Raw genomic sequence first — 1,435 nt, forward strand, 5'->3', positions numbered from 1 at the left:
GTTTCGAGCTCTATTGCTGCGGCGTCGAACTCGCCAACGGCTTTGGCGAACTGACCGACGCCGACGAGCAGCGCCGGCGCTTTGTTACCGAGATGGACGAGAAGCAGCGCATCTATGGCGAGCGCTATCCGCTGGACGAGGATTTTCTCTCAGCCCTTGCCATCATGCCGCCGGCCAGCGGCATCGCACTCGGCTTCGACCGGCTGGCGATGCTGGCGACCGGCGCGCAAAAAATCGAGGACGTGATCTGGACGCCTGTCGCCTGAGGCGCGGAAAGATCTGGCCTATTCGATTCCGGGGATCAAGACTGGACCGTGACCCCGAACCAAGAGACCACATGATCGGTACTGGATTTCAAGGTCAATCGGGAAGATCTACAGTGGCTGCTTCTGAAACGGTCGAAATCGCCATTGTCGGCGCCGGAGTTGTCGGGCTGGCGACGGCACTTCGCCTTGTCGCGGACGGCCGCGAAGTCCTGCTCATCGATCCGAACGAGCCGGGCTCAGGCGCGTCGTTCGGCAATGCCGGAACGATCGCCGAATATGCCTGCATGCCGGTCGGCACTCCTGCGGTGCTGCGGGCGTTGCCAAAGCTGCTGCTTGATTCCGACAGCCCGTTTTCGCTGCGCTGGCCGGCGCTGCTGCAGCTGGCGCCATGGCTCGTTCGGTTCATGCGGCAATCGCTGCCGGCGGCCACCCGGGCCAATGCACTGGCGCTCGCCGGACTGCTGGCCGACGCCCTTCCAGCCTGGGAAGACATGGTCGGGGAGGCCGGGCTGGAGGACCAGCTGCGCCGCAATGGCTGTCTTTACCTCTATCGCCACTTGAGCGATTTTGCCGCTGGCGCCGGCGGCCGGGCAATGCGCGCTGGGTTTGGCATCCACCAAGAGGTGCTGACTCCCGAAAAGGTGGCGGCGCTTGAGCCGGGCCTGCCGGCGACAGCAGCGCATGGCGTGTATTTTCCCGACTCGATCAATGTCACCGATCCGGCAATGGTGATGCGGCGGTTGCTGGGCGCGGTGAGTGCCCGTGGTGCATCGGTGAAGCAGGCAGAGATCACCGGGCTGCAGGTCGAGGCTGACGGTGTCCAGCTCAGCGGACCCGGCGTTCGCATCAAGGCTGGCACGGTGGTGATCGCCGCCGGTGCACGGTCGCGCGCACTGGCCGCGCAGGCCGGCGACAGGATTCCGCTCGAGACCGAGCGCGGCTATCATCTGGAATTCCAGACCGACGCGCCGCTGCTCAACCGACCTGTCTGTCCCGTCGATCTTGGTTTCTACCTGACGCCGATGGCTGGCCGCTTGCGGGTCGCCGCCACCGTCGCACTCGGCGGCCTGGCCGCGCCGCCAAATCCGCGCCGGCTGGCGCTGCTTGACCGTGGCGCCAGGCAAATTTTTCCCAGGCTCGGCTCGCCTGCCTCGCAATCGCTCGGCTTC

2 protein-coding genes are annotated in these 1,435 nt (G+C 65.6%); both read left to right on the top strand.

The genetic code is table 11. The annotated features are described in order from the left end of the window. Positions 1 to 266: amino acid--tRNA ligase-related protein (locus tag EN914_RS35380; RefSeq protein WP_348631967.1), on the top strand; the 266-nt coding region annotated here is incomplete at its 5' end. A 113-nt stretch (positions 267 to 379) separates the two neighbouring features. After that, on the top strand, positions 380 to 1,435 hold a 1,056-nt coding region (locus tag EN914_RS35385; RefSeq protein WP_164779166.1), incomplete at its 3' end, for an FAD-binding oxidoreductase.

Origin of the sequence: Mesorhizobium sp. M7A.F.Ca.CA.001.08.2.1, from assembly GCF_003998455.1 — a bacterium.
GTDB classification, from domain to species: domain Bacteria; phylum Pseudomonadota; class Alphaproteobacteria; order Rhizobiales; family Rhizobiaceae; genus Mesorhizobium; species Mesorhizobium ciceri.